Raw genomic sequence first — 21,817 nt, forward strand, 5'->3', positions numbered from 1 at the left:
ACAAAAAAGTTATGGATTCTGATTCTAAATACGATTATGTCATAGTAGGTGCTGGTGCCGCGGGAAGTGTTCTGGCCAATCGCCTGAGCGCTGATCCGGCCAATAAAGTTTTGCTTGTGGAAGCGGGTGGTGCGGATCAAAATCCGGCTATCAAAGATCCGGGCGGCTTTGTAAGCTTGTGGTTTTCGGAACTGGATTGGGCGCTTAAAACTACAAATCAGCCCGGATTAGCCGATCGTTCGATTGTTATTAATCAGGGAAAAGTATTAGGAGGAAGTTCTTCCATAAATGCGATGATGTATGTGCGTGGTAATCCCGGAAATTTTGAAGCCTGGAAAGCACAAGGAGCCGATGGCTGGGGTTATGAAGACCTTTTGCCTTATTTTATCAAACTGGAAAATTTTGAAAACGGCGCTTCCGAGTTTCATGGAGCAGAAGGTGAATTATCTATCCGTGACTGTCCTGACGACATAATGCGTTCGGAACATTTTTTGAAAGGTGCCATGGAACTGGGTTATGACGGACCTAATTGGGATTACAACGGCGCTCGTCAGGAAAACGGAGCAGGTTTGCTCCAATTCCATATTACCGGAAACGACAAACGTGACAGCGGCGCATCTGCTTTTCTTGATCCGGTTTTTGATCGGGATAATTTAACGGTACTAACAGGTTGTCACACTACCAAGATTATCATTGAAGAAGATACAGCTGTTGGAATCGAATACATTATTAGTGGAGTAAAAAATCGGGTTTTTGTTTCAAAAGAAGTGATTATTTCAGCCGGTGCGCTTGCCTCTCCCAAACTGTTACTGTTATCAGGAATCGGCCCTGCTGCTGAGCTTGAAGCTTTGGATATTAAAGTAGAAGCAGATCTTCCCGGCGTTGGAAAAAATCTTCAGGATCATTTGCAGCTTCCTATGGTTTTTCGTTCCAAAATTGAAATGCCTGAAACTACACTTTTGACTGGAAATGTCCTTTTTGTCAATACAAAACAGAACAACGGTCTGGTTGATTTGCAGTTGAATTTTACACCCAGTTTGCCGGGGCCCTTGGCTCCGTTATTACCTGATTTTGGCGGGCCGATCTGTATTTTTCTACCCATTCTTGTTCAGCCGGAAAGCAGGGGAGAAGTGACTTTGTCATCAAATGATCCGTTTGAACCGGCTGTGATCAATCCGCATTATCTTGAAAAAGAGGCAGATGTGAAAGTGCTGAAAAACGCGGTAGAATTGGTTCGGAACCTTGCCGCGACGCCTAAATTTCAGGAATTGAGTGGTGGCGAAATAGCGCCGGGAGAAGCGGATGTCACAGAATATATCCGGACGCAAAGTTCAACCTTATGGCATCCGGCCGGGACTTGCAGGATTGGAAAAGATTCGCTTTCGGTAGTTGATTCAAGACTTAAAGTGCATGGAATTAGAGGTTTGCGTGTAGCGGATGCTTCTGTGATGCCAACGGTAACAAGCGGAAATACAGTGGCGACCAGTTTTGTAATCGGTGCCAAAGCCGCTGATATGATCCTCGAAGATCATTTAAATGATTAGAAATCTAGTATTCAAACATAAAATTTAGAAGCAATGCTTACGGAGGAATCAATAAAGGAATTAGCTACCGAATGGTATAAAAAACTGGACGTGCACGTACCAATGGTTGAGGTATTGCCACACCTTGCCGACAAAGAGCTGGAAATGGTTTTTCCGGAAGCAACAGTCTACGGATACGCCGGATTTGAAGGCTGGTTTCAGCGTGTGATCAGGATTTTCTTTGATGAAGTTCACACGGTGAAAGTAGTTGAACCGGTAATTACCGGCAATACTGCAACTGTAAAAGTAGTAGTACAATGGGAAGCCAGCGTATGGAATGCACCGGAAGCTTACAGCAAAAGAATCAAATGTGACGCGTTCCAAACCTGGGAAGTGAAAGGATTGGACGGCAAAGCGATCATCACAAAATATATAGTCGACGGCCTGGAATACCATGAAGGCTCGGCAACACTGTAATTAGAACATTGCATTTACTCAACGTTAGAGCAGGATCTGTCAACGAAAGGCAGGTCCATGTTCATCCTGAAATAACCACTTTTTTAAAATCCTGAACGATGAAAAACGTACCAGATACCAAATTGGGGAAAATGTACAAAGAGCATATTCAGCATATTCTGGATAAGAATATTGAAGCGCTTTTGGATCAATATACAGACGACGCCACACTGATCAGCAGCTTCTCAAAGTCCCCGGTAATTTATCAGGGAAGAGAGCAGGTGAAGGAACATATGCAGGGAATTTTGGGAATTGACGGTCTTGAAACGGATATCGTTTTTTGGGCTGAAACGGAAAACCCGGAAACGCTCATGATCACAGAACAGATTACGATGACGGCAGGAGGAGCGAAAAGTGAAATGCGTTTCGCCGATAGCTGGGTTTTGAAAGACGGAAAAATCGCTATTCACTTCGCCGGTATGGTGCAGTATCCGGACGGAACTTTGGCTTAATTCTATCACTCCTCAACATACAAGACATGAAACTTGCCGGAAAAAAAATCGGAATTCTCTTTGAAGCCGATTACTTCGAAAACGAAATTTTCTATTACAAATACCGCTTTCCGGAAGAAGGCGCCGAGATCCATTTTTTATCCAGGCTATGGGGAAATGACAAAATAACTTTCACCGGCCACGAATACAAAGTGCCGATGGATTGCTACGAATCTTTTGAAAACATGAGCGACGAAGAATTGCGCAGTTACAGCGCAATCATCGTTCCATCCGGAATGGTTTCTGACCGTCTTCGCTATACAGAGGATGTTGAAAAAATCCCGCCGGCAACGGAATTTCTTAAACGTGCTTTCGCAGAAGAAAGCATTTTGAAAGGAATTATCTGTCACGGTTTGTGGCTGACGGCGCCTGCTACTGAGCTGGTTAGGGGCAAGAGACTGGTTTGTCATAATAATCTGATCGGTGATGCAAAAGCTTACGGCGCGATCTACACCAATGAAGATGTAGTTGTTGACGGTGACTTGGTAACGGGCCGTTCAGGTGGACACGCGCATTTATTTGCTAAGAAAATTATTGAGATTTTATCTGAATCGACTAAATACTGAAACCATGAAAACGTCCTTTTTTCATTTGGCAGTAACAGTGAAAAATCTTGCAAAGTTTGAAGCTTTTTACGCGAAACACTTTGGTTTCAGAAGAGCCAGAGTGATCAGTCTGGGTGACGACGCTGAGCTGGTTTTCCTCAAAAACGACCACGATTTTTACTTCGAAGTATTTCCTCCCGAAGAAAACCGTCCCTGCCCGATGGCAGAAGCGGACGGCCCGCATTACCCAGGTCTTCGCCACATTGCTTTTACAGTCGATGACATAGAAGCAAAGATGGAAGAAATGGGAACTGACGCTGTGGTAACACTTGGTCCGCTTCATTTTGACGACGTGATTCCCGGGTGGAAAACCGTTTGGCTGAAAGATCCCGAAGGCAATATCATTGAAATAACGCAGGGTTATAAAGATCAGGGCGATCTTCTCTAATCCGGATACGAATTGAATTATCCTCATCTGAAAATTTAAATCAACAACCCTTTTTATCGACTCAAATGAATATAGACTTCACCTTTTCAGACACCATTGCGGGCTATGTGTATGCCTTCAGTCCACAGGAACGCTGGTTTCTTTTAGAAACTTCGGATAAGAGAAAATTCAAGGTTAACCTGATCCCTTCTACTTATGCACGCGGAACACGTAACCTTACAGAAGGATGGCAAAATCCTGGCGAAATTGATACTTTTCTTGCGACAAGCGGACAGTACGTTTTTGCTTACGGTACTTTTTATCCAAATGCAGGTCAGGATTCGGCAACTTTTGAAGCGCAGCAGCTTGTGTTTCCGGGAAATGCACCTTCGGCTTATCGTCATGAAGAACAAAACTGGTGGATTGAGCAGATCAGTTCTATTGCTACAAGTTATTTAAAATGGCAGTTTAACTATCCACAAGACGAAATTAATTACAAGAACTACCGCACAATGCTTCATTTGGGTGGTGCGAAAAAAGGTGATTATCTTCAGGAAACTGACACCATTTCCCGTATGGTTTACGGATTTGCATCTGCTTATTTGTTGACTGGAAAAGAAGAATTTCTGGAAGGCGCAGAGCTGGGTACGGAATATCTTCGTGACCACATGCGTTTCTTTGATCAGGACGACGATCTTGTGTACTGGTATCACGGTTTGAAAGTGGAAGGTCAAAAAGAAACTAAACTTTTGACTTCGGAATTTGGTGATGACCTGGATTCACTTCCAATGTACGAGCAGATCTATGCACTTGCAGGACCTACGCAGACATACCGGATCACGGGAGATCCTAAGATACGCTTTGACATTGATAAAACGATTGATCTTTTTGAAAAATATTTCAAAGATCATAACGGCGAAGGTTATTTCTCTCACCTTGACCCGATTTCAATGGATGCGCACGAAGAGTCTCTGGCTCATAACCGCGCCCGTAAAAACTGGAACTCGGTTGGTGATCATGCACCCGCTTATCTGATCAATTTGTATCTGGCAACGGGCGAGAAAAAACACGCTGATTTCCTTGAATATACATTTGATACGATCACAAAATATTTCCCGGATTACGAAAACAGCCCGTTCGTTCAGGAAAAATTCCATGAAGACTGGAGTAAAGATCAGACTTGGGGATGGCAGCAAAACCGTGCGGTGGTAGGTCACAATCTGAAAATCGCATGGAATTTGATCCGTCAGCAATCGTTGACACCAAAAGACGAATACCTTGCTTTTGCAAAAAAAATCGCAGAATTGATGCCGGCAGCTGGCTCGGATCAGCAACGTGGCGGATGGTATGACGTGGTTGAACGTGTAGCGAAAACAGGTGGAAAACATCAGTTTGTATGGCATGACCGCAAAGCATGGTGGCAGCAGGAACAGGCGATTTTGGCTTACCTGATCATGTACGGTGTTTTGGGTGATGAAGACTACAAAAAATACGCTCGCGAATCGGCTGCTTTCTATAACGCATTCTTCCTTGATACGGATGATGGTGGTGTATATTTCAACGTATTCTCAAATGGTATGCCTTACCTTCTTGGAACAGAACGTTTCAAAGGAAGTCACTCGATGAGCGCTTATCATAGTACTGAATTGTGCTATCTGTCAGCGGTTTATATCAATTTATTGATCACAAAAGAGCCGACTTATTTCTACTTCAAACCATATCCGGGTGGGTTTAAAGATAATATCCTTCGCGTTTCGCCGGATATTCTGCCACAAGGAAGTATCTACATCAGTGAAGTATTTATTGACGACGTTCCGTACACAAATTTCGATGCTCAGGCCTTGACGGTAACATTGCCGGAATCTGACAAAGCAGTTCGTGTGAAAGTTCAGATCAGTCCTGCCAAGTAGTTGTAAAAACATACTAACGAACTTCCTATGAAAGTTACAATTAAAGACTTCGACGACATCGCTGTCGTCGAAGTAGAGGGCAACATCGATAGTAAAACGGCGCCTGAGTTTGAACGCAGTACCAAACTTGCAACGGATAAATCGAATACTATTGCGATTGATCTGACCGCGGTTGAATTTATGTCCAGCGCAGGTCTCAGGGTACTTCTGATGCTTTATAGAAATGTAAAGGCCAAAAACGGGAAAGTGGTTTTGGTAGGGGTTTCCGAAGAAATTCAGGACGTGATGTCGATGACTGGCTTTATCAACTTTTTCAAAATCGTTGAGAAACAGGATGAAGCACTTTCCTTTTTAAAACAGGATTAAGCCATGGCGACAGACATACGCATAGACTATTATCCGACCCACGAACAGGAAGGGATTAAATTCAGAAGGGGGCATGTGCTTCCATTTGGTGCGACAATGGTTCCAAATGGTATCAATTTCAGTATTTATTCCAGTGAGGCGATTGATTGTACGCTGGTTTTATTTGAAAGAGGAGAACTTGCACCATTCGCCGAGATCCGTTTTCCTGAGGAATTCCGTACGGGGAATGTATATTCCATGATCGTTTTTGATCTGGATTATGAAAGACTGGAATACGGTTACCGTATGGACGGTCCTTTCAATCCTGAAAAAGGACATCGTTTTGACAAGAGTATTATCCTGAGCGACCCGTATGCAAAAGCCATCGGCGGGCGCGATACCTGGTTGGCAAAACCAAACTGGGACGATGTTTATCCTTACCGTTCGCGTCTTGTTTTTGAAGATTTCGACTGGGAGAATGATCACCCGCTGGAAACGCCGATTGAAGATCTTGTGATCTACGAAATGCACGTGAGAGGTTTTACGCAGCATCCGTCTGCGGAAGTTAAAAATCCGGGTACGTTCGCAGCCATTAGGAGCAAAATCGCATATCTGAAAGAATTGGGTATCAACTGTGTTGAATTGATGCCGATCTATGAATTTGATGAGTGGGAAAACAGTAAGGAAAATCCGGTAACGGGCGGTTTGATCGTCAATTTCTGGGGTTACAGTACGGTTAATTTCTTCTCGCCAAAAGCAGGTTATGCCGCTACCGGAAAGTTTGGAATGCAGGTTGATGAGTTGAAAACGCTGATCAAGGAACTGCACAAAAACGGTATTGAAGTAATGCTCGACGTGGTATTTAACCATACTGCCGAAGGTGATCACCGCGGACATACGATTTCTTTCCGTGGAATTGACAACAAAACCTATTACATGCTTACGCCGGAAGGTTATTATTTCAACTTTTCCGGAACGGGAAATACGCTGAATTGTAACAATCCCGTTGTGCGAAATATGGTACTGGATTGCCTTCGTTACTGGGCTGCCGATTACCACATCGACGGTTTCCGTTTTGACCTTGCGGCCATTCTTGGTCGTGACCAGAATGGTGCACCGCTTAGCAATCCGCCGCTTTTGGAATCGCTGGCACACGATCCGATTCTGGCCAAATGTAAACTGGTCGCTGAGGCCTGGGATGCAGGCGGACTTTATCAGGTTGGATCTTTCCCCGCATATGGCCGCTGGGCTGAATGGAATGGGAAGTACCGCGATGGTATACGGAAATTCTTGAAAGGTGATGATGGATTGGTTGGCAAAATGGCCCAGCTCGTTCAGGGTTCTCCTGATCTTTACTACTACCGCGGACCAACGGCCAGTATCAATTTCATTGCCTGTCATGATGGTTTTACGTTGTACGATCTTTTCGCTTACAATGAAAAACATAATATTGCCAACGGTGAGAATAACAATGACGGTGGAAATGATAATGATTCCTGGAACCATGGTGTCGAAGGAGAAACCGAAGATGCAGGAATTAATCAGCTTCGTCACCGCCAGATTAAAAATGCACTTTCGATACTGATGGTTAGCCAGGGTGTTCCGATGATCCTTTCAGGAGATGAAATGGGTGTGACAAAATTTGGTAACAATAATACCTATTGCCACGACAACGAACTCAACTGGACGGACTGGGGATTGCTGAAAAAGAATGATGATATTTACTTTTTCGCCCGCCATATTTTGCGGTTCAGAAGAGCGCATCCGGTACTGAGAAGTGCGACACATTTTCAGCACAGGGACTATGTGGGCAGCGGATTTCCGGATATTAGTTTCCATGGAACACAAGCCTGGAAACCGGATTATTCAGATTCGAGCAAGTGCCTTGCGTTTATGCTTGATGGTGCCCATGCAAAAAACGGTACGATCAAAGATGACATGATTTATGTGGCGATGAATACCTATTGGGACGCCCTTTATTATGAACTTCCTGTACTTTCTGCGGGGAGAAACTGGTATCTGGCAGTCAATACAAGTATGCCGTCAGGAGAGGATATTTTCGAAATTGGAAAAGAACCAATCCTGAGCGAACAAGGTAGATTTCTGGTTGGAGGAAGATCGACGGTAATTCTGGTAGGAAAATAAAATATAACTTTTAGGCATTAGCAATTAGCGGTTAGTAAACTGCGAATACCCAAAACTGACAGCCGATTGCCGAAAGCCAAAATAACTTTTTGACATAACTATAAAATTAAAATACTCATGGCTTTCAAAATAGATTCTGTTGTAGCTGAACCGGTAGCAACGTTAACACTGGTAGGAGAGCTTGACTCACTGTCAGCACGGGTTTTCCAAACGGAAATAGAAAAACTGACAACCAAGTCGATATCAACACTGGTACTTGACATGGAAAAGCTTGATTTTATGTCATCAGCCGGCCTTCGTGTGCTTATTTTTTCAAAACAAAAAATAGGGGTCGGTCTTAACATTTTTATTGTAAAACCACAGGAGTTGATCATTGACACGCTTGAGAAAACGGGCCTTCACCACAGTGTAACAATTGTTGATCAATATCCTGTATAGATCCTATGGGCATGGAAACCAGAAGCTTTCCGGGTAATGTCGATTCTCTGGACCCGTTGCGGGACTACATAGGTGAGCTTGCGCAACAGGCAGGATTATCCAAAAAATCTACCTATAATCTCAAAGTGGCAATTGACGAAATTGCCACCAATATCATCTTGTATGGTTATGAAAGTGAAAAGATTACAGGCACTTACAACTTGCTGAGTGAAATCACTGAAACTGAATTGATCGTCATTCTGGAAGACGATGCCAAGCCATTTAATCCGCTCGAAAATGAGCTGCCTGACGAACTGGATCTATCAGTTCCTTTGGAAGAAAGAGAAATTGGAGGCCTTGGTATTTTTCTGACAATCAATGGCGTAGATGATTTTTCCTACGATTTTTCGACAGGCAAGAATCGGAATAAGTTTATAATGAAAAAAGGGTAATAGAATTAACGATATGGTCAATATTACAACGCTGTCCAATCCTTTTCCTGGGCTAAGAAGCTATGAATATGAAGACCACGCTTTATTTTTTGGGAGGGATACACATATCAGCGAGCTTCGTCAGAAGCTTCTTGGAAGTGGTTTTCTGGCGCTGATTGGTTCTTCTGGTAGTGGTAAATCTTCTCTGATAAAAGCGGGGCTGATACCTTCTTTGGAAAACTCGAAAGAGGATAAAGAGGCATGGACTGTCGTGGTTTTTAAACCCGGAGCACATCCTGTTCGTAACCTTGTCAGCGCTTTGTACGGCCAGCTCAGAAAAATGGCGATTACAGACTTTTCAGAAGACCTCTCTGAAAGTGACTGGTCGTTGAATACTGCCGAACAAATGGTTTTAACGCTTGTTTCCGCCTTGGGCGGGAACAAGCTTTTACTGGTTATAGATCAGTTTGAAGAAGTTTTTCGGTATGAAATGGCTGTTGGCGGCGATCGTGAGATCCGGGCCGAAGCCTCCGTTTTTATCGAAATAATTCTAACGCTCATTAATCCTGATCACGCGCTTGCCTATGCTGCCATTACCATGCGATCTGATTATCTGGACCATTGTACAGATTTTAAGGGATTAACCGAAGCAATAAACCTGGGCTACTACCTGCTTCCCAAAATGACACAGCGGGAAGTAAGGGAAGTAATCGTCAAACCGATTGAAACGTCGGGTGCTGAAATTACACCAGAACTTGTCAAAATACTGCTTTTAGAAATTGAGAATAATCCGGATTCGTTACCGATTCTTCAGCATGCTTTGCTTCGGACCTGGAATAAATGGAGTGTAACGCAGCTGCCGTCTGTGCCGATTTCAGTTGTTGAATACGAGGCAATTGGTACGATGAAAAATTCAATCACCGTCCATGCAGAGGAAATCTATAATCAAAAGCTTGATGACAGAAGAAAAAACGCTGCTGAAAAATTATTCAAAACGCTGATCGTACTCGGTGCAAACGATGCGCCAACATTACGTCCTACACCACTAAAAGACATTGTAAAAATAACGGGAGTTCCTGAATATCAGTTAATTGACGTGATTGATGCATTTCGGGAAAGAGGCGTTTCTTTTCTTTCTCCCCATCAGGGAATATTTCTGAGCCCGGACACTATTATTGATCTTACTGCTGAGAGGATTCTTAATTTATGGAAACGATTAAGTCGCTGGATTGATGAGGAACTTGAATCCGCCAAACTTTACAAACAACTTAGCACGACGGCTCTCCTTTATAATGACGGAAAAGCAGGGCTTTGGGTGAATCCTGAATTGCAGTTGGGATTAAAATGGCAAAAGGATAATAAGCCAACTGCCGAATGGGCAAAAAGATATGATCCTTATTTTGAAAGAGCGATCAACTATCTGGAATACAGTAGGAAAGAATACGAGTTTGCAGTAAAAAGTCAGGAAGATAAACAAAGAAAGGCGTTGACCCAGAGTCGGTATCTGGCCATTATGGGGATCGGTTTGGCCATTGTTGCAACGGTTGCTGTGTTATACCTGACTTATTTGCAGGCAGAAACCAAGCAGGCTTTAAAAGAATCAGATATAAAAGAGCAGGTGGCTCAAACGGAGCGGAAACGTGCGGAAGAACAATCCAAAGAAGCAGTTGTTCAAAGTAAAATTGCTGAACAACAGCAGGAAATCGCGGAACAGCAGCGGCTTTTGACAGATGAACAAAAGCAGATTGCATTTCAACAAAGAGAAATTGCTGTAAAGAAAGAAAAGGAAGCCGTGCAGGCGAAACTTTTTGCAAATCAGAGTGAAGATGTTGCCAAAATTGCTTTGGCTGAAACCCAGCAGCAAAAGAGGATTGTAGAAAACGAAAAATTGGAAGTTTTAAAACAGAAAGTAAAAGTGGATACGCTTGTTTTGGTTGCAAACAGGCAACGGGAAAAGGCTGATGCCGCAACAGAGAAGGAAAAACAGCTAAGGCTACTGGCGGTGGCTCGTTCCATTGCGATTCAGTCATATCAAATGCCTGAAAGTAAGGATGATATAGCAGCGCTTCTGGCTTTGCAGGCTTATCGTTTTAATGATAAAGACGCAAAGGATTCGCCTGATGTTTTCAACGCACTTTCAAAATTGGCGGAATCGAAAACGGTTTTACGAAGACATACTGATATCGTCAGGTCAATTTCCATTAATGCGGATCATACAAAACTTGCCTCGGCAAGTGAAGACGGAACGGTGAAAATCTGGTCGCTGGCTAATATGTCTCAAAGGCCGGAAAGTTTTCCTTTGCCAAAAGGAGTTAGCAAAGATTTGCGGTCTGTTCTTTTTTCTGCGGATGGGAAAAATGTATTTGCGGGGAGTAGTGACGGACGTCTTTTTAGCTGGAATGATGGACTTGTTACAGCCCCTCCAAAAGTAATTCGTGCTCAAAATGCGCCGGTCAATACTTTGCTTTATGATAAAGCCAAACTGATTTCGGTCAGCTCCGAAGGAAGTATCCGGTCCTGGAAAGTAAATGGAAATTCGCTGGACTCAATTCAGAATGTCAAAACCCGTCACGCATTATTATGCGCAGCAATAAGCCCGGATGGAGAAATTTTAATGTGTGGTTCTACGGGTGGGAAAATACTTGCCTTTGATTTAAGTGATTTGAAAAAAGATCCGATTGTTTATAGCGGTCTGGAATTTGGGAATCAGGTTTCTTCTCTGGCCTTTAGTCCTGATGGGAAAAGATTGATTACCAGCAATAATTACGGCTCACTTTACGCCTGGAATCTTAAAAATAATGCCATTAACGGTAGAGGAAATTCTATTACCGGAAGACATACTTCGGCGGTGAACAGTATCATTTTTTCACCAAATGGAAAAAAGATGGCGAGTTGCAGTTTTGATGGCTCGATTCACATCTGGAACTATAAAGACATTCTATTACAGCAGCAACCGGTTGTGATTCGTGATAATGATAACTGGGTGATGGATCTGTGTTTTACGGCCGATAGTAACAAACTTATTTCCTGCGGTGCAGACAAGTCTGTCCGGATTTGGGACATTAATACCGATCAGCTATATGCAAAAGTTTTGGCTTTGGTAAAGCGAAATTTTACGACCGATGAATGGAATACCTATATCGGAAAAGACATTGATTATCAGAAAACAATGAGGGAGTAATCTCTAATCAGCTGGGTTATGAAATTGAATATTTACGTTTTAATTCTTCTGTTAATATGCGTATCCGGGGGGCTCATGCCAGTATACGGACAGGATATTTGTGGGGAATTTAAAATAGCCGAGGCGCAGAAAAAATATAATAACGGGAATTTTCAGGAAGTTTTTGGCTTGTTGGATCCTTGTCTGAAAGAAGGTTTCAGTGATACAGAAAAGATCAACGCCTATAAAATTCTTTCTATGACTTATCTGGCGATTGATTCAACCGAAAAGGCAACGGAAAATATCAAGCAAATGCTAACCATGAATCCTGCTTACGAGCCGGATTTGGATTTGTCTGTTTCCGTGAGATTTATTGCAATCGTAAATCTGTTAAAAAATGCTCAGGAAAGAGTGGTTCGGGTAAGTTCTGTTTCCAAAAAACTTGAAGATATTAACAAAGCACCAGCAACTGTAATGGTTCTGACCAGTGAAGATATCAGACAAAGAGGTTATATCGATTTGGAAGCGTTATTCAGCGATTTGCCCGGTTTTGATGTGTCAAGAACCTATGGGTCAACCTATTCCAATATTTACCAAAGAGGCTATCGTTCAAGCAACACGGAAAGAACGCTGTTTATGATCAATGGTATTGAGGAAAATGATTTTTGGGGAAATTTTGTTTACTGGAACCGCCAGTTCCCTATTTCGAATGTTAGTCGGATAGAAATAGTTTATGGTCCGGCTTCCACGATGTATGGCGCTAATGCTTTTTTGGGAGTGGTTAATGTGATTACAAAACAGCCTGGGGATTTTATCAAAAAAGACAAAAAAATCGGGGTTGCTGCTGACATGGGTTATGGTACCTATAAAACCAAATATGCGGATGTTACTGCTGCCGCCAAATTTAAAAATATTATTTTTTCGCTTACGTCAAGAGGGTATTATTCCACTGAGCAGGATTTGTCAAAATATAATGAGTACAGTTTCAATCCGGCTGATTATGACAAGATCGATTACAAAAAAATAATGAGTGTTACCACAGGTGCAGCCGCTTTTGTTACCGCAAATAAAATTCAGGATGGCAACGCTTATTATACAATTGGCAAAGATGTGAATGGCAATGTGACTTCGGCAAATCTTACCGATGTGGGAGCAAATGCGGCCAGAAACTTTGATAAAACGGCATTGCAGGGAAATTTGAATGGTAGCCCAATCGGATATTCCAATAAACTGGCACATTTTTATATCAAAGGAAGTTTGAAAATCAGTGATTTTACACTTGGTTTTCAAAACTGGCAAAATGTTCAGGGATCTATCAATTATTCCAACGATAATTCGCGGGCTGGCTCCGACAATGGCAACGTCTGGATGCCCAGACAATCTCTTTATTATGCAATTTATGAGAAAGAAATTATCAAGGATAAACTTGTTATTATTAACACAGCCCAATACCGAACCACGCAGATAAATGACCATTCTCGTATCGTCACGGTTCGGAATTATTCGAATAAAGCATTAACTGGTGCCAGCTTGTTGAAAAATGTACAACCGTTCTGGCGCACACAGTTTTATTACCAGCAATCACAGCAGTATCGTAACGAGCTAAAAGTGCTTTACAACCCAAATTCCAGACTTGATATTGTCGGTGGGTTGGAGGTTCGTCAAAGTTTGATTCAGGGTGATTATAAAAAAATTACGATTGATTCTACCCTTCGGGACGACTATTATATCAGCGCGCAGGATTTTGGAAAAAGTGATTTTGATAATGTTCCGGGTGGAAATTTATTTGAACAAATCAATATCGGAGCCTACGCACAAGGAACTTACGAAGTGCATAAAGCATTGCGGGTAACTTTGGGTGAACGTTTTGATTATAGTCGTATCCGCAAAAGCGGTGGTTACGGGGCACAGTTCAACCCGAGAGTTGCGGTGGTTTACACACCGGGGAAATTTGTGATAAAAGCCATTTACGCGCGATCTTTTCAGGATGCGTCGAGCCGTGACCGGTATTCTACTTCTGCTCCTACAAGGCTGATTGCCAACCCAAATCTTAAACCGGAAGGAGCTAATAATTATGAGGTCTCATTCAATTTCAGCCCGGTCAAAAATGCCAGACTGGATGTGAGTATTTACCATGCTATTTATAAGGATATTATCGAAGAAATTTCCGTGCCGTATAATAACGGTTATACATTACAAAAAAATAATACCGGCAAGTCTTATGTGACTGGCGTACAAGCCGTTTTTGACTATAAAATTTCCAGGAATTTCAGTCTGTACAGTAATTATACTTTTACTGATGCCAAAAAAGATTCTATTGCAGGCGGTATTGTTACGGACGCTATTACCAATAAAAAGCTGATCGTAGGCGACATAGCCCGGAATCATTTTAACGCCGGAATAAATGGCGTTTTTCTGAATAACGACAGACTGAATGTCAACCTGAGATTTAATTATGTATCAAGAAGAAGGGTGGGTCAGGGCACATCCGTTCCGGCAAATCCTCAGCCAAATGGCTTCTTTCCGGCTTTCAGCCTGATCAATGCAGCGGTAACTTATAAACTGACAACCGCAATCCAGACCCAGTTAATTGTCAATAATGTCTTAAATGCCCAGTATTCCGATCCGGGAATCCGAAGCGCAAATGGCATAGACCAGGCTTACCGAACTCCTCAGAAGGGTATCAATTCGATGCTCCGCGTTATTCTTAATTTTTAACAAATCTTAACCCGACTTCTATGAAAAATTCCTATGATGAAAGAGTGATCCGTTATGAAAGTGTTACCAATTTCAGTGATGACATGTTTGATGACCTCGTTGCGATCATCAATCCGCAGGATGGAGAGGTGATATTGGATTGTGGTGCAGGATATGCACCTGTAACACAAGCAATTATAGGTAAGGAGCCTATGCTTGATATTGAATATTACATATTGGAATACAGCATAGTGCAGCTTCAAAGAGCACAGATAGAAGTCTCCGAACTTCTGGATTCAATCGGTCAGATAAGATCGGTTTCTTATCAGCAAAACAGCGCTGCTTCGATGGATTATCCGGATAATTTTTTCGATAAAGTGGTAACAAAAATGGTTTTGCATGAATTACCCGCCGGAGAGCAGATTAAAATGATCAGCGAGATTTTCAGAATATTGAAACCTGGCGGAAAGTTGATTTTATGGCAAACCATTCTGGATGATTCGACGGTGCATTTTTACAGAAATATGTTCCGTAAAAAAGACAGTCTGGCGGGATATGATTCACTCGTGGAAAATAGAAATTTTATCACACAGGAGGCATTTTATTACCTGCTTGAAAATGCACGTTTCGAAAAATATGACCTCGCAAAAGCCTTTATATACAATTTCAACAGTAAATACCGCCTATATTCTGAGTTAAAGGGAGATTTGGAAAAATTAAAGGCTTTGAACACGTATCTGCTCGAAATGGTAGAGACAGAAGGACAAGGATTTTCTGAAAAAACCCAATTTACTTTCGAAGATGACAACGTTAGTCTGTTCTTCAAACAAGGCGTTTATCTGGCTCAAAAAGCATCTATTTAATACGTAAACAAATGATAATCAGGGAGTCGCTGCATACTACTTTTAATATAAGGAAAGACGAGGAGCAACCCGTCTTGCTTTTGCTTGGCTATTCCTTTTTCAGCGGGATATCCATTTATATATTTTATATCGTAGCCAATGCACTGTTTCTGGTAAACTATTCAAAAGCAATGCTTCCGGTAGCTTATATCGCCGGAGGCATCCTGCTTTTTTTTATTGGAAAGATCAACGTTTCTTTCCAAACCAAGGTCAATTTTACAAGGCTATCGGTCGCTTTGATCATTTTTCAGTTCATTTCAGTAGCCATTATGCTTTATTTTTATGAAACTTTTTCATGGAAAGGCATTACGCTGGTTATGTTTATCTGGAACCGGATTTCTGTTTATGTCAGTAATGTTACCTTCTGGACTTCATCATCGAAAATATTTAATCTTGAACAGGCAAAACGTATTTTCAGCTTAATCGCAACGGGCGATGTCGTAGCTTCTATTATCAGTTATTTTGCCGTCAATGTGCTTCTTAGCACCAAAGTTCTGCACACCGAAGAATTGCTTTACATCAGTCTGGCGGCCCTTTTGGTTTCACTTGGGATTATGATGGTGATCATCAAAAAATACGATCATAAATTATCCACAAAACCAAAGGAAAGTGAAGTACAGCCGATAAAGGAAGTTCAGGTTGCCGACGAAAGAGATATAAGGAAGGGATGGAGACTGAGTAAAATCAAGTTCCTAAAACCGGATTTCTTTGCAAGTTCGGCTGACGATTCTCCTACAAAAAAGACTTACAAATATCTGGTTTTTCTTCTGGGTATGGTTCCGGTTTTAGGTGTTTACTTCGCTGAATTTATTTTCTCGGTTGAAGTGAAAAATCAGTTTCCTGCCAAAGATCAGCTTACCGCTTTTCTGGGACAGTTTTTCTTTATTTCTGCCATTATCGAATTATTGGTAAAAGTATTTTTCTACCGTTTTACCATTCGTACTTTCGGCTTGATTTCAGGGATAATTCTCCTCCCAGTCGCTCTGATCGTTGTTTTCGTATTTGCAATTACCATCAGTTCCTTTGACCTTTCAGTCTTCTTTTTCATTTTATTAAGTAGGTTTTTGTGCATTTCGGTCAAAAAATCTTTTAGTGATACTTCCTTCCAGATATTGTATCAACCGCTCGAAAAGCAGGAAAGTATGGCTTTGCAAAACAAAATTGAAATTTATGCCAAACCATTGGGCTACATCTCGGCAGGTGTTATTTTGCTATTTCTTGTCACTGTAAATCTGGGGGCACCGATCTATATTATGTGCGCCTTTCTTATTATTCTTATCGGTTGGGCCTTAACTTCTTTCCGGATGCAGACCGAATACCAGAATATGCTTTCAAGCCTTTTTACATTGCCGGCGGCAAACGTTACCAAGGAAAATCCATCGGAGCTGATTTCAAAACTTGCGGCCGTTAATTCAGAAGATGACGGGCGAATTTCCTTCGAATCAATTGTCGGAAAATCATTATCTGAAAGTCAGCCGGAGGTATTGGAAGGCATAACAATGCTGGGCAGATCCAAAAGGTTTTTGTCATATAAATACCTTATCCCGCATCTTCAAAGTGTCAATCCTGTAATAAAAAAAGCCGCCATCACTGCGGCCGGCGAAAATGGAAATCCGGAGCTTTGGAATTACTTATTTGAAAATCTGTGCAATAAAAAATATTTCCGGGAAACGCGGCAGGCCATTGTCAAAACGGGTGATCGTATCATTCCGGCGCTTGATGAGTATTTTAATCTTTCCAAAGAAGATGTTGAGGTTCAATTAAGCTGCATTGAAATTATTTTCACGATTGGCGGCGATATAGCGATACGTTCATTACGTCAAAAACTGAATGATCCTGTTCAGTGTGTTAAAGATAAGGTGTACGAATCTTTGGCAGCTATGGGTTACGGCGTCAACCTGATAGAAAGGTCGAATCTTGTTCCGGAGGTACGCCTGCATATTGGTTTTATCATTTGGGTCATTGCCGCGCAGCGGGATTTATTTAGTACGCTTCCGGTCGACAGTAGTTTGGGGCCTGAATTGGTAAAGGAATACAACCGGGCAATTTTAAAACTGCTTAACATCCTGACTTTACTTACCAAAGACAACCGGTTATTTGTTGTTCAGAAATCGATTAGTTCCCGGAACGAGAATACAAAAAGTTATCTTTTGGAAATCCTCAATATTGCAATTCCTGCGGAGCATAAGCCGCAGGTTATTCCGCTTTTTGAAGACATATCGATCGCTGAAAAAATACTCAGATTTAAAAATTTCTATCCGCAGCAAAGAATGTCCGTTCAGGAACGATTGTATGACATCATTAACAAAGATTTTTCCAGATTAAATGTTACTACAAAAATCGCGGCCATTAAACAGCTTGAAGATTATCCGTCCGAGGAAACCACATTTATTCTCAGCGCTACCGCTGTTTCTTCCTCTGAAAAATTATCAGAAACAGCTATGGAAATTTTACTGGCAACAGATTTTCAGGCCTTTACGGCTTTGGGTCATATTATGGTCTGGAAAAAAGATGATTTCCATTGTAAGATTGGAAACCGGTTGGAAAGTAGTGTTTTTAAATCTTTTTCAAATCCGGCTTTATGAAATACCTTTTTTACATATTGACTTTTTTAAGTATTTCCGCTGTTCATTCGGTGGCTCAAAGCAATTTGCAGGAAATGCCCGCGCCGTTAATTAAGCTTTATTCTCCTAAAGATTATAAAGCGCACGGACAGAATTTTGCCATTGTGCAAAACAAACAGGGTGTTTTATATTTTGGTAATTTTTCGGGCGTCCTGGAATATGACGGCGTATTTTGGAAAACGATCCCAACGAAGAATATTACAAAAGTTTCCGCTCTTTTTCTTGACAGTACACAGCGGGTAATGGTAGGTGCTAACGGCGAGTTCGGCTATCTGGCGCCCGACAAATCCGGATCGTATAATTTTGTTAGTCTCAGTAACGCAGAGAGAGATTTTGGCGCAGTAATCAGTATTTTCCAAACCGCCGACGGGATTTATTTTGTAGCAAAAAATAAAATTTTTCTATGGAACGGTAAAAAACTTAAATCCTGGAAAACGCAGGAGTCAATAACTTCGGCCTTTTTGGCAAACAACATTATTTATGTGTTCAAAACCGGCATTGGCTTGACACGTTTTGATCATGGGAATTATCTTAAATTTCCCCTGGCCAAAGAAACGGAAAATATCCAGGACGCAAATTCGGTACTGTTTTTAAATGGAAAAACGTTCATTACAACAAGTCATCAAGGCATTTTTACTTTTGTCAATGGCGAGATCGGTCATCTTCAATCGCCGGCAAATGAATATCTGAACGGAAAGGAAATTTTTAGCGGGAAAGTCATGAATGGCAATACGTTGGGGATCTTTGCTTCCGGAGGAAATTTTATTTCAATACATCCTGAAAACGGAGAAATTAACAGCCGTGTCAGAGAAAATGACCGTTTTGTGGGTGAGCGGGTAAATTACTGGATCCAGGATAGAATGGGTGGACTTTGGATGGCGTTGAATAATGGTATTGCCCAAATGGCGATCACATCACCGATTTCGGAATACAGTGAAAACGAAAATCTAAGGGGCCAGATCAATGATATTTTTCGTTTTGACGGTAAACTTTTTACGGCAACCAGCAGTGGATTGTATTATCTGAACAACGGCAAATTTCTGTCGTTCCCATCCATAAAAGTTGCAGTTTGGTCTTTGACAGGCGCGAATGGAATTTTGTATGCTGCTACCAGCCGAGGTGTTTACAGTATTTCAAAAGGTAACAAGGCGGCACCTCTTTCGGATGATTTTACTTTTTGTATATATCAATCAAAAAAAATAAGGTCAAAACTATATTTTGGGCTTGAAAACGGCCTCGCTGAATTGGACCTTTCGAAAGGTGGCCGCATAAAAAATATACCGGGAATTACTGGCCAGATTTTTAAAATGGCAGAAGATCAGGATGGAAATTTGTGGCTGGAATCCCAGACCAATGGAATTTTTAAATTTGATCAGGACACGCAAAAAGTTATAGATTACAGCGCTGGAAAAGGCTTGCCAACCCGATTGCTAAACCGGATTTCGGTTGGTCCGGCAGGCCTGTTGGTCAGTAATATCAAGGGTGTATTCCATTATGAAAAAACGACTGATCGTTTTGAGCCGTTTACTGCTTTTAATAAAGATAAATCAGCTGTGTGGAAAAGTCTTATCAGCCAGGATTCCAGAGGTGATATCTGGACGACCAACGGCGATGAGAAATTTGTCACCCTTTATCAAAAACAGACAAACCGGAGATATAAGGAAGTAACTGTGCCATTTCTTCCGCTTGCCGACAGGACTTTTAATGTGATTTACCCGGATGCTAATAACATTGTCTGGTTTGGCGGGGCTGACGGCATGATCCGTTTTGATCGGAACCAGAATATTTCCTATTCGCTTCCTTACGCTGCTTTTATCAGGAAAATTACTGCAAAAGGCGATACTGTGCTCTTTAATGGGTTTAAGGAAGCGGCAAAGCCGGGAGAAGTCAGCACGAAATTGAATTACAAATTTAACGACATAAGCTTTGAATTTTCCGGGGCAAGTCTAATTCCTGATGATAATCTTTTATTTCAGTATTATCTTGAAAATTTTGATAAAACCTGGTCGGTTTGGACGCCGAAATATCTGAAAGAATATACCAATTTGCCTGCTGGCAATTATAAATTCAGGGTTAAAGCTCAAAATGTATATAACAATCAGAGTGACGAAGCTTCATTTGATTTCACTATTCTTTCGCCACTTTATCAGCGTTGGTGGGCGATGTTGATTTATCTGGTAGCACTTATTGGCGGAAGTTTGATTATCAGACAAAAACGGATTGAATTTGTTGCAAACAAAACCAGAAATCTGGAATCGATGATCAACGAGCGGACTGAGGAAGTTGTACAGCAAAAAGAGGAACTTGAAAAACAATCCGAAGAACTTACGGCGACGAACGATCAGCTTGAAAGGATTGACGAATTTGTAAAGTCAATTAACAGTGAGGTTAATACCGGGAAATTATTTCAAATGGTGCTTGACCGGTTATGTTTGTTTCAAAACGTGGATAGTGCTTCGGGATTGATATATAATAAGTTGACGAAAAATTACCAGTTTATAGCACTGGCCGGAAAAGTGGATATTGCTTCGGTAGAGAATGTGTCGTTTTCTTATGAGCAGGCAGCGCACCGATACATCGATTCTGCCACGGAAGTTTTTGAAGATATCTTTGTTAAAAATGATTTTCTATATGAAAATCTGGATAACTCAATCGATAGCCTGTTTGCTCCCAAGTCGCTGATAACCATTGTGATTCGTGTTGAATCAGAGGTGAAAAGTTTTATTACGATGGAAAATATGGAGCACAGCCACGCCTTTGGCCCGCGTGATTTTAATATGGTCCGTAACCTGAAAGAGCATTTGATCGGTGCTTATATCAAAACCAGTATTCTTGAAAACCTTGAAAATACGCTTTCAAATCTTAAATCAACCCAGCAGGAATTGATCAGACAGGAAAAACTCGCGTCGGTTGGGCAGTTGACGAAAGGGATTGTTGACAGGATTTTAAATCCATTAAACTATATTAATAATTTTTCCCAATCCTCGAAATCGTTGCTGGAAGAGATTGAAGAAGTAACTGATAAATATCAGTCCGGATTTAGCGAAGAGGACCAGGATGATTTGGGAAGTGGCGTAGTAATGCTTAAAAAGAATCTAGAAAAAATTTACGAGCACGGAGCCAGCACAACGCGGATCGTGAAGGATATGCAGAAGCTTTTGAAAGGGAAATCAACTGAATTTCTGGTGACTGAACTTAATCCTTTTCTGGAAACAAAGGCAAAAACGGCTCTTACCGAAGTGCTCAATGATTACAAAGGCTGTGATTTACATCTTGATTTTGATCTTTACAAAGTTCCGGTAAAAGTAAGTTTATTACCTTACGAATTCTCGGAAGTACTACAAAATCTTATCAGCAACGCTTGTTACGCGGTTATTGAGAAGAGTAAAATAGCAAAAGACTATGTTCCGGAAGTTTCTATCAAGACTGCAATGACCAGAGAAGGGATACGGATTCAGCTACGTGACAATGGAAAGGGAATTCCACAAAAAGAAATCGAACAGATTTTTAGTCCATTTTTTACAACTAAACCAACTTCGAAAGGAACAGGACTGGGACTTTATATGAGCAAAGATATTGTGGAATATCACAAAGGGAAAATGTCAATTAATTCAAAAGATGGAGAATATACAATAGTAGAAATTCTATTGCCAGTCGTTAGTTAACACACTTTATCGAACCTAC

15 protein-coding genes are annotated in these 21,817 nt (G+C 41.5%); all 15 read left to right on the forward strand.

Features of this window, described 5'->3' with window-relative positions; genetic code table 11:
* Positions 1 to 11: 11 nt before the first annotated feature.
* The 15 genes from FDK13_RS10370 (at position 12) to FDK13_RS10440 (ending at position 21,798) form a co-directional block, all read left to right on the forward strand.
* Positions 12 to 1,544 (forward strand): GMC family oxidoreductase, encoded by a 1,533-nt coding sequence (locus tag FDK13_RS10370; RefSeq protein WP_137339917.1) that lies wholly within the window; start codon positions 12 to 14, stop codon positions 1,542 to 1,544.
* Between the two features lie 33 nt (positions 1,545 to 1,577).
* Positions 1,578 to 2,000 carry a hypothetical protein gene (locus tag FDK13_RS10375; RefSeq protein WP_137339918.1) on the forward strand — a complete coding sequence of 141 codons (423 nt, stop codon included), beginning with the start codon at positions 1,578 to 1,580 and terminating at the stop codon, positions 1,998 to 2,000.
* A 98-nt stretch (positions 2,001 to 2,098) separates the two neighbouring features.
* Positions 2,099 to 2,491 (forward strand): nuclear transport factor 2 family protein, encoded by a 393-nt coding sequence (locus FDK13_RS10380; protein ID WP_137339919.1) that lies wholly within the window; start codon positions 2,099 to 2,101, stop codon positions 2,489 to 2,491.
* Between the two features lie 26 nt (positions 2,492 to 2,517).
* Positions 2,518 to 3,096: a DJ-1/PfpI family protein gene (locus FDK13_RS10385; protein WP_137339920.1), complete on the forward strand. Its 579-nt coding sequence runs from the start codon at positions 2,518 to 2,520 to the stop codon at positions 3,094 to 3,096.
* Positions 3,097 to 3,100: 4 nt separating this feature from the next.
* Positions 3,101 to 3,523, forward strand: coding sequence for a VOC family protein (locus tag FDK13_RS10390; protein ID WP_137339921.1), 423 nt, complete (start codon positions 3,101 to 3,103; stop codon positions 3,521 to 3,523).
* Between the two features lie 65 nt (positions 3,524 to 3,588).
* A complete protein-coding gene (locus FDK13_RS10395) occupies positions 3,589 to 5,412 on the forward strand; it encodes an AGE family epimerase/isomerase (protein WP_137339922.1) in 1,824 nt (607 codons plus the stop codon).
* A 27-nt stretch (positions 5,413 to 5,439) separates the two neighbouring features.
* Positions 5,440 to 5,778, forward strand: a complete 339-nt coding sequence (locus FDK13_RS10400; RefSeq protein WP_137339923.1) for an STAS domain-containing protein — start codon at positions 5,440 to 5,442, stop codon at positions 5,776 to 5,778.
* A gap of 3 nt (positions 5,779 to 5,781) precedes the next feature.
* Positions 5,782 to 7,902, forward strand: a complete 2,121-nt coding sequence (glgX, locus tag FDK13_RS10405) for a glycogen debranching protein GlgX (RefSeq protein WP_137339924.1) — start codon at positions 5,782 to 5,784, stop codon at positions 7,900 to 7,902.
* A gap of 117 nt (positions 7,903 to 8,019) precedes the next feature.
* Positions 8,020 to 8,340 (forward strand): anti-sigma factor antagonist, encoded by a 321-nt coding sequence (locus FDK13_RS10410; protein ID WP_137339925.1) that lies wholly within the window; start codon positions 8,020 to 8,022, stop codon positions 8,338 to 8,340.
* A gap of 11 nt (positions 8,341 to 8,351) precedes the next feature.
* Entirely contained in the window at positions 8,352 to 8,771 is a 420-nt protein-coding gene (locus tag FDK13_RS10415) for an ATP-binding protein (protein ID WP_170982770.1), read from the forward strand.
* A gap of 13 nt (positions 8,772 to 8,784) precedes the next feature.
* Positions 8,785 to 11,931: an nSTAND1 domain-containing NTPase gene (locus FDK13_RS10420; protein WP_137339927.1), complete on the forward strand. Its 3,147-nt coding sequence runs from the start codon at positions 8,785 to 8,787 to the stop codon at positions 11,929 to 11,931.
* Positions 11,932 to 12,006: 75 nt separating this feature from the next.
* Positions 12,007 to 14,628 carry a TonB-dependent receptor plug domain-containing protein gene (locus tag FDK13_RS10425; protein WP_170982771.1) on the forward strand — a complete coding sequence of 874 codons (2,622 nt, stop codon included), beginning with the start codon at positions 12,007 to 12,009 and terminating at the stop codon, positions 14,626 to 14,628.
* A gap of 20 nt (positions 14,629 to 14,648) precedes the next feature.
* Positions 14,649 to 15,470 carry a class I SAM-dependent methyltransferase gene (locus FDK13_RS10430; protein ID WP_137339929.1) on the forward strand — a complete coding sequence of 274 codons (822 nt, stop codon included), beginning with the start codon at positions 14,649 to 14,651 and terminating at the stop codon, positions 15,468 to 15,470.
* Positions 15,471 to 15,481: 11 nt separating this feature from the next.
* Positions 15,482 to 18,094 carry a hypothetical protein gene (locus FDK13_RS10435; RefSeq protein ID WP_137339930.1) on the forward strand — a complete coding sequence of 871 codons (2,613 nt, stop codon included), beginning with the start codon at positions 15,482 to 15,484 and terminating at the stop codon, positions 18,092 to 18,094.
* Positions 18,091 to 21,798, forward strand: a complete 3,708-nt coding sequence (locus tag FDK13_RS10440; protein WP_137339931.1) for a sensor histidine kinase — start codon at positions 18,091 to 18,093, stop codon at positions 21,796 to 21,798. Before FDK13_RS10435 ends, FDK13_RS10440 begins: the two co-directional genes overlap by 4 nt.
* The last annotated feature ends 19 nt before the right edge of the window (positions 21,799 to 21,817 follow it).

Origin of the sequence: Dyadobacter frigoris (genome assembly GCF_005280585.1) — a bacterium.
Classification (GTDB): domain Bacteria; phylum Bacteroidota; class Bacteroidia; order Cytophagales; family Spirosomataceae; genus Dyadobacter; species Dyadobacter frigoris.

Excerpts from the sequence above, each read along its gene's own strand:
- FDK13_RS10425 (WP_170982771.1), top strand. The coding sequence starts at position 12,007 with ATGCCAGTATACGGACAGGATATTTGTGGGGAATTTAAAATAGCCGAG.
- FDK13_RS10440 (WP_137339931.1), top strand. The coding sequence starts at position 18,091 with ATGAAATACCTTTTTTACATATTGACTTTTTTAAGTATTTCCGCTGTT.
- glgX (WP_137339924.1), top strand. The coding sequence starts at position 5,782 with ATGGCGACAGACATACGCATAGACTATTATCCGACCCACGAACAGGAA.
- FDK13_RS10400 (WP_137339923.1), top strand. The coding sequence starts at position 5,440 with ATGAAAGTTACAATTAAAGACTTCGACGACATCGCTGTCGTCGAAGTA.
- FDK13_RS10380 (WP_137339919.1), top strand. The coding sequence starts at position 2,099 with ATGAAAAACGTACCAGATACCAAATTGGGGAAAATGTACAAAGAGCAT.
- FDK13_RS10410 (WP_137339925.1), top strand. The coding sequence starts at position 8,020 with ATGGCTTTCAAAATAGATTCTGTTGTAGCTGAACCGGTAGCAACGTTA.
- FDK13_RS10385 (WP_137339920.1), top strand. The coding sequence starts at position 2,518 with ATGAAACTTGCCGGAAAAAAAATCGGAATTCTCTTTGAAGCCGATTAC.
- FDK13_RS10375 (WP_137339918.1), top strand. The coding sequence starts at position 1,578 with ATGCTTACGGAGGAATCAATAAAGGAATTAGCTACCGAATGGTATAAA.
- FDK13_RS10390 (WP_137339921.1), top strand. The coding sequence starts at position 3,101 with ATGAAAACGTCCTTTTTTCATTTGGCAGTAACAGTGAAAAATCTTGCA.
- FDK13_RS10415 (WP_170982770.1), top strand. The coding sequence starts at position 8,352 with ATGGAAACCAGAAGCTTTCCGGGTAATGTCGATTCTCTGGACCCGTTG.
- FDK13_RS10370 (WP_137339917.1), top strand. The coding sequence starts at position 12 with ATGGATTCTGATTCTAAATACGATTATGTCATAGTAGGTGCTGGTGCC.
- FDK13_RS10395 (WP_137339922.1), top strand. The coding sequence starts at position 3,589 with ATGAATATAGACTTCACCTTTTCAGACACCATTGCGGGCTATGTGTAT.
- FDK13_RS10435 (WP_137339930.1), top strand. The coding sequence starts at position 15,482 with ATGATAATCAGGGAGTCGCTGCATACTACTTTTAATATAAGGAAAGAC.
- FDK13_RS10420 (WP_137339927.1), top strand. The coding sequence starts at position 8,785 with ATGGTCAATATTACAACGCTGTCCAATCCTTTTCCTGGGCTAAGAAGC.
- FDK13_RS10430 (WP_137339929.1), top strand. The coding sequence starts at position 14,649 with ATGAAAAATTCCTATGATGAAAGAGTGATCCGTTATGAAAGTGTTACC.